The sequence below is a fragment of the Catenulispora subtropica genome, assembly GCF_039531675.1.
GTDB lineage: Bacteria > Actinomycetota > Actinomycetes > Streptomycetales > Catenulisporaceae > Catenulispora > Catenulispora subtropica.
Map to the genome: position 1 here is coordinate 22737 of NZ_BAAAQM010000055.1, position 12917 is coordinate 35653.

General features: G+C 68.9%; 5 protein-coding genes. All 5 read right to left on the minus strand.

The window, feature by feature from the left end:
• Positions 1–83: 83 nt before the first annotated feature.
• Positions 84–2705: a M4 family metallopeptidase gene (locus ABD466_RS34855; protein ID WP_344661536.1), complete on the minus strand. Its 2622-nt coding sequence runs from the start codon at positions 2703–2705 to the stop codon at positions 84–86.
• A 320-nt stretch (positions 2706–3025) separates the two neighbouring features.
• A complete protein-coding gene (locus ABD466_RS34860; RefSeq protein WP_344661507.1) occupies positions 3026–3646 on the minus strand; it encodes a GyrI-like domain-containing protein in 621 nt (206 codons plus the stop codon).
• A complete protein-coding gene (locus ABD466_RS34865) occupies positions 3643–4179 on the minus strand; it encodes a helix-turn-helix transcriptional regulator (RefSeq protein WP_344661508.1) in 537 nt (178 codons plus the stop codon). The genes ABD466_RS34860 and ABD466_RS34865 overlap by 4 nt, the downstream gene beginning before the upstream one ends.
• Before the next feature lie 182 nt (positions 4180–4361).
• On the minus strand, positions 4362–5273 hold the full coding sequence (locus tag ABD466_RS34870; protein WP_344661509.1) for a hypothetical protein: 912 nt from the start codon (positions 5271–5273) through the stop codon (positions 4362–4364).
• Between the two features lie 47 nt (positions 5274–5320).
• Entirely contained in the window at positions 5321–12481 is a 7161-nt protein-coding gene (locus tag ABD466_RS34875; RefSeq protein ID WP_344661510.1) for a ricin-type beta-trefoil lectin domain protein, read from the minus strand.
• Positions 12482–12917 lie beyond the last annotated feature (436 nt).

Sequence of the window (12917 nt, forward strand, 5' to 3'; positions counted from 1 at the left end):
CGCCCGGCGATCTGAGAGCAGATCGCCGGGCGGTCGCCGGTTCTCACGGTGCTACCGAGTGCCGGGCACTCGGCGGCGAGCCGCTAGTTGACGTTCAGCGCGGTGTCGTCCACCACGAAGGACGTCTGCAGCGAGGAGTCCTCCGTGCCGGTGAACTTCACGCTGATGGTCTGGCCGATGTAGCTGTTCAGGTTGAAGGAGTGCGACACGTAGCCGCTGGCCGCGTTCAGGTTGCTGTACGTGGCCAGGGTCGCCAGGACCGTCCCGGAGGAGTTCAGCACCTGCACGTTGAGCTTGTCGTAGGCCACGGAGGTCGTGGTCTCCGACGTGTCGATGTGGTCGAAGAAGGAGAAGGTCGCCGACTTGCAGGAAGCCGGGATCGTCACCTGCTGCGCCAGGGTGTCGGTGTGCGTGGTGCCGTAGCCGTCCAGCCACGCCTTCCAGGAGCCCGAGTGGGCCGCCTCGGAGGAGCTGTTGTCGATGACGCCCGCGGTCGCGGTCCACGGCGCGGCGCTGCCGGTCTCGAAGCCGGCGTTGCCGAGCAGCTGGGCCGCGGTGCAGCCGCCGCTGACCGGGTTCACGGTCCAGCTGAACGTCGCGCTACCGGACGCGGTGCCCGAGGACGCCGTCACGGTGACGCTGGAGGTGCCGGTCCCGGTCGGGGTGCCGGAGATGACGCCCGCGCTGCTGATCGACAGGCCGGCCGGAAGGCCGGTGGCCGAGAAGGTCAGCGACTTGCCCGCGGAGTCGGTCGCGCTGATCGTCAGCGGCGTGATCGCCGTGTTCTGCGTCGAGGTCTGGTTGCCCGGATTGGTGACGTTCACCGTCTCGCTGCCGGTCGGGTTGACCGTCAGCGTGAACGTGGTGGTGTGCGTCGCCGAGGCGCCGGTGCCCTTGACGGTGACCGTCGAGCTGCCCGAAGGCGTGCTGCTGGTGGTGCTGATGGTCATCGTCGAGGAGCTGCCGGAGTTCACCGAGGACGGGCTGAACGACGCGGTGGCGCCGGTCGGCAGGCCGGAGGCGGTCAGGGCGATCGACTGGGCCGAGCCGCTGGTGAGGGTGGTGGACACGGTCGCGGTCAGCGAGCTGCCGGGGTTGACCGAGCCGGAGGTGGGCGAGACGGCCATCGAGAAGTCGTTGGTGCCCGCGGTGCAGGTCGGGTCACCGGACTGGGCCGGCACGCTCACGGCGTCCCAGGCGGCCTTCACCGTGTTGAACTCGGCGCAGGTGGAGTCGAGGTTCTTCGCGGCCGTCAGGGTCCACGTCCGGTACGCCAGGTAGGAGCTGGACGAGGTCTTCATCAGCATCGCGTTGTACATGATCTTCTCGGCGTTCTGCACGCCGATCCCGGTCACCGAGGAGCTGTTGCAGGTGGGGCTGGTCGGCTGGCCGTTGGTCGGGTTGCTGCCCTCGGCCACCAGGTAGAACCAGTGGTTGCCGGGTCCGGCCGAGGAGTGCACCTCACCGCCGGGGATGGAGCTGGAGTAGCAGTTCGGGTCGCCCAGCGCCGACGGGTTGTACATGTTGCGGATCGGGCCGCTGCCCACGAGGTTGATCTGCTCGCCGACGGTGAAGTCGGGAACGTCGTAGGGCGAGGGCTCGTTGGCGAACCACTCGGTGGCGGCACCGAAGGTGTCGGCCACGAACTCCTGGGTGCCGTTGCCGGATATGCCGCCGGGGGTGTGGTCGTCGACGCCGTGGCCCATCTCATGGGCGATCACGTCGATCGCGCCGATCCACTGGCCCTGCGAGTTGTAGCCGATCTGGACCTGGGAGCCGTCGTAGTAGGCGTTCTCCTCCTGGTCGCCCACGCGGATCGGCCAGGCACCGCCGGAGCCGTCCATGCCGTTGCGCCCGTCCCACTGCGCCAGCATCTTGAACTCGGTCTGCGCGCCGAACAGCGCGTCGACGCAACCGGTCTCCCGGCTGGTCTTGTCGCTGCTGCCCCAGGTGTCGGTGGACTTGGTGAACGTGGTGTTGTTCGCCGCGTCCTGACAGGGCATGTTGGTGATGTTCGGCGTGTTCATCGAGAACGAGCTGCCGGAGCCCGAGGTGTCGATGTGCACCGGGTTGGGCCCGTTCCACGCGCTGGTGCCGCTGCCGTGCATCACGTGTTCCTGCGTGTGCAGCACGGCGCCGGTCTTCGCGTCGACGTCGACGCTCAGCCGGCTCGGACCGTCGGCGTCGGTCCCGTCGACCGTGGTCTCCCAGGCCAGGGCGGCCGGGCCGGAGCCCAGCGCGTACACGACGAGCGTGCTGCCCTCGACCTTGGACACCGACTTCAGCTGCGCCTTGGCCACGGACGCGGCCTTGGCGCTGCTCAGGGTCGGCGTGGTCGACAGCGTGCCGATGGCGTGCTCCTGCGCCACCGAGTTCGCCACGACCTGCCCGGCGCTGTTGGTGACGATGACGAAGTCGCCGCCGACCACCGGCAGACCGGAGTAGGTGCGGGTGTACGGCACGTACTGGATGCCGTTGGACGAGACGGCCTGCTGCCGCACGAACGTGTCGTTCGGGCTGGCGAGCAGGAACCCCGGCCGGCCGGCGACCAGCGCGTCGGCGCTGGAGACGGCCAGGGACTGCGCCGAGGGGGTGGCCGTCTGCTGCGGCGCCGCCGCGGCCGGGACGGTGCTCGCCGCCAGCGCGGTGACGCTGGCGGCGACGGTGGTGCCGGTGGCGATGGTGGCGGCGAGCAGCCGCGGCATCCTCCGGCGCGGGGTGTGGGGATGTTGCGATCTCACGGGCTTCCTTTCGCGGGAGTGGTGCGGAAGGGTGCGAGAGCGCGTGCGCCAGTGCTTGGTGGCACGGCCCAGCGCAAGACGCCGGGGTTGTGCTTAGAAGGCCCTGAGAACCTACTAAGAACCCTGACGTCCGCTGGGGAAGGTAATAGCGGGTATGCCGGACGTCAACGGTGAACAAAGGACGAAATCTTCAAGTCCTGGCAAAGGTCACAGAGAGCTACCACTACGCGGCGTAGTAGACCCCTGATCTGGTCCCCGGTGGCCATAATCCGCGGAAATTCGCTTTAGTCGGCGGCCCGGACCGGCTGCCGCAGGATGGTCCGGAGTTTGTCCGGTTCGGTCTTGCGGAAGTCGCTGAGATAGATCTCGTGGTGCTTCCCGGTCATCGCGAGCCCCATTTCGGGGATGGCCGAGTGGTGCATCAGCTCCAGCGTCTCCGCCTCGTCGTCGAAGGACCCGACGTGCAGGGTCTGCACGCACTCGCCCTCGTCCAGAGTCTCCAGCCGCACCCGGTCCAGGGCCGCCGGCGGGTTCTTCACCCCGGCCTTCGCGACGGCGGCCTCGACCATCGCGGGCGTGACCCAGTCGGGCACCATCGACATGACGGTCCAGTCCCACCGCGACTTGTCCCGGGCACCGGTGAACGTCTCCATGTCCTGCGACCACCACAGGCCCTCCAACGGCATGACGACATAGTCGCGGCCGAGCTCCTGCTTGCTCGCGAACTTCACCTTGTACGCCACCGGATAGAGGGCTTCGAGCGCGTCGGTGAACTCCTGCGAGGTGTTCGGATCCCCGTGTCCGTCGACCATGAGGTACTGCATAGGCGGCACATCGAGGATCTGGAAGACGTCTTTCTGGGCCTTATAGGAGGCGAGGGTCTTCTTGAAGTCGGACTTCGTCATGCGGTGTCGTCACCCTTCCCCGCCTGGTCGAGCCAGGCCTTTTCGGCTCGCATGAGATGGAGCGAGTAGTCGAAGACCGCCTCCGCGTGCGGCGGAAGCGGCTGTTGCGCGGCGCGCGCGCCCTGAACGGCCGCGATCTGCGCGGCCAGCGCGTCCCGGCGCTGCCGCACCGCGGCGGTGAACTCCCGCTCGCCGACCAGCGGCCGGTACGCGAGCGCGGTCAGGAACGGGGAGAAGGACGGGCGCGTGCTGGACAGCAGCGCGAGCGTCGCGTCCCGGGCCTCGGCCACGCCGGCACCGGTGGCCCGGAAGACGCGGCGCGCCTTCGGGCCGGCCGCCGGGCCGGCGGAGGGCTCCGCCGTGACCAGGCCGCGCTTCTCGAGGCGTCCCAGCAGGTAGTAGATCGAGGAGAAGCCGAGGTCGGTCCACTCCCGGATGCCGCGGCGCTCGATCACCTGCTCCAGCTCGTAGCCGTGGCTGGGCTTCTCGATCACCAGGCCGAGGATGGTCAGCTCGGCGGGGGTCAGGCTCACGGGCTCATTCTAGTACTAGAATAAGGGTGCAGAGCTTCGGCCGATGGGAACTCACGTTGACCGCAGCGCTGAACGCCTGCGTCGGTCCGACAGCGAGGCGCTGCCGGACCGACGCAGGTGTTCTTTCGATGTTTGATATCGATTTGTCGAAGCACGGAGTTGCCCGGGCTTCGGAACTTCGGTTACCGGATTGTCAGCAATCCCGCGATCCACGGCTCGGCCGAGGTGCCGTCCGCCTGGTAGGTACCGACGGCAGTCAGGGAACGCCAGCCGATGTCCACGTGTGCTGGACCGACGGTCAGCGGGGCCAGCTTGGTGTACCCGTTCAGGGCCACAGTCCCGCCGGGGTCGGCCAGGGCCGCCACAGCCAGCTCCTCTGCCGCGGAGGTCTTGGCGGTGCGTCCGGTGCTCGCTGCGGTGCCGGTGCCGGTGGCGGCCACGACCTGGTCGACCGTGGAGCCTGCCGCGAAGTCGTCGACCGCGACGGCATGCGCCGCCGAGGCAGGGTAGGCGACGGAGACCGTGTCGGTGGCGGCCAGCGCCCTGATACCGGTCGCGGTGAACACCAGCAGCGTGTCACCGGTTCCGTCGGCCTGGTTGACTTGCAGCTGGTAGGTGTTGCCGACGGTGTCGGTCACCTGCGGCGTCCCCGACGTGTTGCCGAGAAGCAGGACTGTAGCCACCAGTGTCGTCCCAGCGCGGGCCGGGGTGATGCCGATCGTGTCGACCGCCGATGGGGATGTGCTGGTCGACATGCCGATGCGACCCACGTAAGGCGAGGCGGGCGGGGGCGGTGATGTTTTGTTCCCGTTTGCGAGCGCCGGACCGGGGCTGGGGCTGTCCGCGGCCGCCGGGCCGGCGTCGGGAGCCGCGGCTGCGGCGCTCGGTGGGCTGGTGGCCGCGGTAGTGGTGACGGCGGCGGCGGTCGTGGAACGTGTGCCGGCGGTGCCAGTGCCGGGGGTGCCGGCTTCCGGCCGGTTCGAGCCCGGCCCCGTCCCCGCGACCGCGTAAGCGGCCGCGGCGACGACGAGTGCGGTCGTGCAGGCTCCGATGGGGACGAGCGCGCGCTTGGCTCGGGCCGAGAGCGTGGTCATGGTTGCTCCTGAGGGCTGCCGTGGGATGCCGGTTTGCGGGCTGTACCTCATCGGGCGGTGGGCTGGAGGAGAAGGGTGTCGATACCGGCGTTGTAGCGGTTGCCGGTGCTGGCGGTGTTGGTCCCGGTGACGGTGAAGGTGAAGCTGTGGGCTCCCGGGGTGAGGTTGACGGTTCCGAAGTCGGCTTGGGCGGTGGTGATTCCGCCGGCGTAGTAGCCGTCGAAGGTGTTGGCCAGGGCGACGCCGTCGACGCTGGCCTTGACGGTGCCGTAGTCGGCGGCCTTCGTCATCTGCGGCGTGATCGCGTACCGCCCGGCGTTGGCCACGTACATGTTCAGCGTGATCGTTGAGCCGGCGACGGTGTTGCTGAAGAACTGCTGGCCGCCGTTGGCGTACTCGGGGCCGGTTTGTATGGACATGGTGCCGCCGCTGACGGTTCCCCACAGCGATTCGCCTTCGGCCTTCTGCCGCATTCCGGAGGTGGTCGGCGGGATGAAGTCCTGGTTGGAGTTGTCCAGGCAGGCGTAAAGCTGGATCTGGTTGCCGTCGTTGGTGTTTCCGAAAGGGTTGTCCAGGCACATGTTCGTGGCCGGGTTCCTCAAGCTGATCAGTCCGGGGTAGTTGGTGGAGGGCACGATGTTCCACTGCTGGTTGGTGTTGCCGTTCTGGCAGTCGAAGAGCGTGACCTTGGAGCCGGAGGTGTTGACGCCGCCGGTGTCCAGGCACTTGTTCGGCGGGGCGGCGGGGTTGGAGCCCATGATGCGCACCGTGCCGTCGGTGCCGAACTTCCAGGCCTGCGGCCAGGTGCCGTTGCAGCCGTAGACCTGGATCACGGTGGTGCTGTTGGCCAGGCTGCCGTTGGCGTCGTCGACGCAGATCTGGCGGGGGCTGCCGGCGGTGGTGTTGTTCGAGATCAGGGTGCCGGCGATGTTCGGGACCTGCGGGCTGGTGAAACCGGTGCTGCGGTAGATGGATCCCGCGGACTGGGCGTCGACGGCCTGCTGATAGGCGCGGACGTCGGCCATCATGCCCTTGAACCGGTTGTTCACCACGCCGCCGGCGAAGCCGCGGCCCATGGCGAAGATGCCGTTGCTGGCGATGGAGTTCGCCACGGTGCCGGTGGCGTTCAGCACGCCGTTGACATAGAGCTTCATGGTCCCGGTCCCGGCGTCGTAAGTGCCGAGCAGGTGGGTCCACACCCCGACCGCGGCGGGCGCCGTGGAGGTGATGCGGGTGACCGGCGGGGCGTTGACGTCGGCGGCCGGGATGGCGAACTGCCAGGTGGAGCCGTTGTATTCGAGGTAGAACGCGGAGTTGGTGGTGCCTTGCTGGACCAGCATGGTCTGGGTGCCGCCGGTCACCGCCAGGTTCACCCAGGCCGCCACGGTGAAGCTCTTGGTGGTGTCCAGGACCGGCCCGGCCGTGGCCGCGCGGTTGGATCCGGCGAAGGCGGCGTAGGTGGTGGTGGGCCAGGACACTCCGACGGTGTCCAGGGTCGCCGGCGCGCCTCCGGGGGAGCCGGTGTCCTTGGCGCTCAGGCCCTGTCCGTCGGTCAGCGGCCACCGGTGGGTGGCGATCGGCGCGTTCCACTGCACCGCCGAACCGTTGCGCAGGGTCAGCGATCCGTCCGTGGCCAGCAGCAGCGCGGTGTCTCCGAGCCCGGAGATCGCGGCACCCCACAGCGCCGTCCCGCTGACCCATCCGACGCTGTCGACGGTGGGCTGGGAGGAGTAGACCACCAGGTTGCCGTCGTTCTGCAGCGCCAGGACGTTGCCCGCCCCGGAGGTGCCCGAGGCCCACAGCACCGCGCTGTCGCTGTTACGGGTCAACGCGAGGTTGCCGTTGGCCCAGGCGAGCGTGGTGACCGGACCGGCCCAGGTCTGCGCGCTGGACGCCGGGTAGAACGTGTTGTCGAGTGGCAGGCTGACGGCACCGGTCGGGGCGGCTTGCCCGCCGCTCGTGACGGCCCAGAAGTAACAGGTTCCCGACACCGGCGAGATGTTCCCGTCGACATCCACCGATCGCGCCGCGAAGGCGTACTCGTGTCCGTTGACGAGGTTCGGAGTCGTCAGCTGCGAGCTGGGCCCGGTCGAGCCGACGGAGCCCGCGCCGCCGATGGCGATCGGAGGACCGGCCGAAGGATCGGTCACGTCGCGCAGTTCGAACTGCGCCGACAGGTTCGGGCTGACGGTGGCCGCCAGAATCGGGGTCAGCGAGGCCACGGTCGTCGCGGTCGCCGAGGTGGTGGCACAGGCCGCCGTGTTCGTGTCGTCGCTGGTCGTCAGACCGCTCGGGGGAGCGCTGACATAGACGAGGTGGCTGGTGGTGGCCGAGACGCCGAGGGAGTCGGTGACGGTCACCGAGGCGGTGTAAACGCCGTTCGCGGTGTAGGTGTGAGTCGCGGTGGCCGCGGACCCGGCGGCCACGGTGGTGCCGTCGCCGAAGTCGAACGCGTACGCGTTGGCCGCCAATTGGGAGACGCCGGGGTAGGACTTGCTCGCGTCCAACATGATGCTCGCCGGAGCCAGGACCGGGACGGCCGGAGTGCCGGCGGACGCGGAGAGTGCGGCGTGTGGCCCGGTGCCGTGGTCGGGTCCTGCGGACAGGGTGTCCAGACCGATGGCGTAACCGGATGAAGCGGCGTTCTTGCCGACGACGCCGAAAGTGAAGCTGTGCATGCCGGCGGTCAGGTTGACGTCACCGAACAGGTACTGGTTCGAGCCGGCGCCGGCGGTGTAGGTGTCGTAGGACATCGGCAGCTGGGTTCCGCCGCCCTGGGCCTGGTCCACGGTGACCTGTACCTGGCCGTTGCCGGGGCCGGTGGCAAGGGTGGCCCAGACGGCGTAGGTGCCGCTGGAGGGGACGTACCAGTCGACGCCGTAGTGGTCGCCGACCTTGGTGGCGGCGAGCAGGTAGTCCGTCCCGCTGGGCGTGGACTGGCCGGTAGGCGTGGAGGTGGGAGCGGTCGCCGGCTCACCGGTGATGCTCGCCAGGCCCACGCCCAGGGCCTGTAGCCAGGTGCCCTGGGCCGCAGGGGTCTGCCACTGCTGGCAGGTGACGTCCGCCGGCCAGTACAGCGAGAGCTGGACGCCGCCGCCGTGATCGCACCCGGTGTTGTCGAGGTTCATGCCGGAAGCCGGGTTGTACACGGTGAACCAGCCGTGGCCGTTGAGGGCCTGGGTCGCGGTGGTCGACGTGCGGAACGCCCAGACCTGGGTTCCTTGCGGCGCGGCGCCCGGTGCGGGGCAGTGGTCGATGACGACGGGGGACCGGGCCCAGTTGCCGGCGTTGGAGCCGTAGTTGCCGGCGGCCGACGGCAGACCGTGCTGGGCCGGTGCCGGGAGGATGGAAACGGTCAGGCAGGAGGTGGACGATGCCGAGCCGTAGCGGATGGTGGCGTCCGATGCGATGGTCCACACCTGTGGCGCGGTGCCGTTGCACTCCCAGCCCTGGACATAGTTGCCCGGGGTGGTGTCGCCGTGGAACAGGTCCATGCACAGATAGGCGCCGTTGCCCTGGTTCACGCCGAACTGGATCGGGCCGGTGCTGGAGGCCACCGTCCCGCCGTTGACCGAGGTCGCCCCGGTCGAAGTGGTCCAGGAGGTGCCGGACGTGGGCCAGGTGCCCGCTTGTGCGTACGTGTCGACCTTGGGGCCGGCGGACGATCCGGCCAGCATGGTCAGCTGGCCGCCGGGCTGGGTGACGGCCCACAGTGACGGATAGACGGAAGTCTGCGCCCCGGTCATCGTCGGATTGCCCGCCGAGACCAGGACCGACTTGTCGTCGGCCGAGTACTGGCCTGCGGTGCCGATGACCGTCGCGTTCTTCTCATCGCCCAGGCTGGTCGGGTCCTCGACGCCGGCGGCGTTGCGCTTGTTGAGGATCTGGTACAACGTGCCCGACTTCCGGTCCCGGACCCACAGGTCCGGCAACCCCGACGACGTGGTCGGGCCCGGCGCGATCAGGTCGGCGTCGGCCCAGTTGAACGGGGAGACCTGGTAGGACAGGAGGATCGGGGTGGTCAGCTGGCCCGCCGCGGCGGGCGAGAACATCCACACGTGCGCGCTGTGGTTGTTGTCGGTCTCCACCGTGATCAGGTTGGTGCGGCCCGCGAAGGTGCCGGGTTTGCCGCCGGCGGCGTTGCCCAGCGCCAGGATCTGGGTGACGTTGCCCCAGTCCGGCGCGTAGCCCGCGCAGTTGTAGTTGTCCGGGGCCGGGACGCAGGCCGGCCGGGTCACCACGACGCGGTGCGCCCCGCCGGTCGGTGTGCCGCCGGTGAACGCGTCCACCGGGACCGGACTGCCGAATACGGCGGAGTTCAGGTAGTAGTACATCGCGTGGGTGTTGGTGTTGAAGGCGAACAAGTCGTCCACCGGCACGCCGCGCTCCGCGCCGCGGTGCGTGATCAAGGTGTCGGCCCACGACTGGCCGTCGGGGGCCGCGGCAGCCGGGGCGACCTCGACACCGTAGGACTTGACGTCGGGGTCGACGTTGCCGGGGTAGGCGACCAGGTTCTCGACGCCGGAGTGGTTCGGGTCCGGCGCGGCGACCACGATCGAGGGATAGCCGTTGCCGGTCACGTCACCCGGGACGGCCACGGCGTTCGGGTTGCCCGGCAGGTAGAAGTGGTACTGGAAGACCCCGGACCGGTTGCCCGCCTTGTCGACGGCCTGCGCCCAGAGGCTGTTCTTGCCTAGGGTGGTGATGCCGGCCGGGACCGGGATGGTCACTGTCGCGGTGTATCCCGCCGGCTCGTTGTTGGTGCCGATGTAGGTGTTCGGCCCCGCCGGGACGCAGCCGTTGCCGGGGCCGCAGCCGGGCCCGTTCTTGGGAATCCTCGACGAGTCGCCGTCGAAGACGTAGTCGAAGTGGTCGATCTGCACGCCGCCGGTCGCGCCCTTGATGGTGATGCCGGTCGGGTCAGCCTCGCCGGCCACGCGCTGGATCACAGGGGCGGTGGTGGAGCCGAGGGGAGGCAGGTCGGGCGCGCTGACGATCGTCGGGGTGTCCGGGGCCTTGAAGGCGATGGTGAACAGGCAGGCGGTCGAGAACCCGTAGGCGGACGAGTCGAGTTCCGAGTTGCGGCTGTCGACGGCGCGCGGGAAGAACTTGTAGGTGTGGCCTTCCCTGAGCAGACCTGACGCGGCCGTGATCGTCTGCGGCGGGAAGTCGGTCTCGCCGCCCTGGGAGGAGTCGATCGTGGCGAAGTAGTTGTCGAATCCAGGGCCGGGGTAGTACTGGTCGGTACCGCCGTTGAGATCCTGGAAGCGGTACTGGGTCTGGATGTGCTCGCCGCCGTCCCTGTCGAAGAACCGGGCGTTGAGGGTGACCGAGTCGGAGATGTTCTTGGGGATGTAGGAGCCCGGGCCGGTGTTCGCCAGCGCGGCCTGCTGGTCGCAGTTGGTGCTGATCGCGGTCCCGCCGTTGCCGGGGGTGAGCGTCGGGGACTGGTTGATGACCGGTGCCGGAACGTAAGTGATGACCAGGGCGGCGGGGATGTTGCCACCGTTGTACCCGCCGACTTCCCAGGACCCGTATTGGGGACCGGGCGCCTCGGTTGTCCACTTGATACCGAACGTGGCGGTGCCGTCTCCGGTGCACGGGCACCAGCCGTCGCCGTTGTGGCCCGACCAGTTGCGCCAGACGTTGGTGACCATGTTCGTCAGCCTGCCGCCGGTGCTGTCCTTGACATCGATGGTGTTGCCCGCGCCGGGGCAGCCTGAGGGAGTGCCGGAGAAGAGGTTGACAGGTCCGTTCCAGACCGGCGCGTAGTAAGTGGCGCCGACGTAGTGTCCGCTGCCGCCGGGCCCGTCCTGGCTCCATGTCGGTGGGTGGTCGGTATCCATACGATTGACCCCGTCGACGTCGACGGCGATCGTATTGGTGCCGTTGGTGTTGCAGGGATTGTTGTTCGAGGTCAGTTTCAGCTCGGCGTCGGTGATGGTGGAGCCGTCCTCGGGCAGGCCACCCCCGTTGGGGTTGGCCATGTCGCTCTCCTCGCCCATCATCGCGTCGCCGACGTCGAAGGAGAAGATGCCGCGGACGTACCCGCCGCCGTTCTCGGAGTCGTAGCCGGCACGGACGATGGGTCCGTGCGCGCCGTTCGGCGTGGGAAGGTCGAAGTTGACGGAGTCGGTCAGCCCGGCGTTCGAGTAGACCTCCGCATAGTGGTACGTGGTGCCGAGGGTGACCGGCGGATCGATGAACAGCGGGTAGGTCGTGTGCGCGTCGCCGATCATCGCCTGGCTCGGGGTGACGATCGCGGTCTTGCCCTGCAGGCGCACAGGCATCGTGGCGATGTGTGCTTCGCGTCCCGGGGCGTCGGCGGGGTCCTGCCGGTCCTGGTCCGCCGCGGATGTCGTCAGCGAGTCGGCCTTCGCCGCCGAGTGGGTGGAGTCCCACATGATCGGTGCCGGGCTCGTGAAGACTGCGCGTCCGGTGACCGCGTCGGTCGCACTCACCCCGTCACCGGACTGGCTCAGCTTGACGCCGGTCGCCTCCAGCCCGAAGGCCAGCGACGCCAGCGCGGGGTTCGCGGCGGCCTTGCGGTCGGCGACGACGAGGACTTCGCGGATGCCCTCGGCGTCGGCGCTGACCCGCAGGTCGACGCCGGGCAGCACCTGCGGGTAGGTGGCGTGGTCGCCGGCGGTCTTCGGCGCCGGGAGCGCGCCGAGCGGCCAGCTCATCGCGATCGTCTTGGCGCCGATGCGGAGCGTGGCCAGGGGGCCGGTGCCGCCGCCGGACAAAGTGATTCCGGCGACCGTGGCCTTCGGCGTCCAGGAGCCGTCGGCGTTCTCGGCCAGTGTGGTGTCGATGGGCGTCCACGCGCCGTCCACCTTGGCACGCTGCGGGAAGAAGGTGGTCGAGGCGGTGAACGTTCCGTCGGGGTTGGCCTTGGTCGTCGACCGCTCCGTCGTCAGTTCCGGAACGTCGACCGCCTTGCCGGTCGCCTTCGCCTTCGTGCTCGCCGCGAGCTGGGCCGCGTTCTTCGCCGCGTAGGGGTCCTCAGCCGTCTTCGCCTTCTGCGACGGACCGGCCACCGCGGTCGGATCGGGGTCCTTCGTCTCCTGCCCGGGGGCAAGGTGCGGCGTCCCCGGTGGGCGCGGTGCCTGCGCCGGAGCGTTGGTCAGCATCTTGACCGTCGGCTTGGGCGGGGTCGGCTTCCCGTCGGAGTGCGCGGTCGCGTCCGCTGGAACGGTGGCCACCATGGTGAATCCAAGGGCTGCGACCGCTGTGACGGCTGCTGTGCGGACCAGGCGTTGCGAACGTGCGCGAGCGCGTCCCCCCATGTGCTGTCCCCTCCCGGGCATTCGGTCGCGTCGTGCATTGCCGCGGACCATGACGAGTGCGCGGGGAGGCTATCGCCGGAAACACATCCGTGTAAATGCCGAAGTGAATTCGAGGCCACTTGTAAGAGTTATGACACGGTGCGCCGTTGCGTATGATACGGCCGACTCGTTCCGATCGTGATCAGCGCGTCGAGCTGCGATGTCACCGGATGTAAGGAATGTCCCTGCTCTGATTTCAAGTCCTTGACATAAAACCTCATCGCGACCCTTGGCGAAACTCCGGGAAGTGACTAGAGTGCGCCGCGATTATTTCTTTCACGAACCGCGAACTAATTGCTTCGGTGCGCGGCCGCGG